1 protein-coding gene is annotated in these 317 nt (G+C 47.9%); it reads left to right on the top strand.

The features are described 5' to 3' along the window. A partial coding sequence (locus ACYQ78_RS39390) for a hypothetical protein (RefSeq protein ID WP_459806105.1) occupies positions 1-283 on the top strand: 283 nt, incomplete at its 5' end. Positions 284-317: the final 34 nt, after the last annotated feature.

Raw genomic sequence — 317 nt, 5'->3', positions numbered from 1 at the left:
AAAACAGCACAAGCTCACAGTCGTAGGGTATGTTGAACCCCACAAGGTTGTTTCTCGTGTTGTGCACCGAACAGGCAAGAAGGCGGAGATCTGGCCCTATGTGCCATATGATGTGGTGGAACACCCTTATGCTCAGGGTGTTTATGACAGAAAGGCACCATCGGGGTATGTGCGATACAATCAAGACCCGAACATGAGCGATTTGACCCGTGCCACTTCACCTGAGGTTCGGTACACCACTGCTTTTAGTGATGAAAACACTGGTGCATGTGCTATCATGTGATTCGAATGTGTTTAGAACAATTACACCCTTAAGC

The organism is Herbidospora sp. RD11066 (assembly GCF_054661255.1).
The sequence above is the reverse complement of the archived record's forward strand: the minus strand, read 5'-3'. Positions and strand labels throughout refer to the sequence as shown.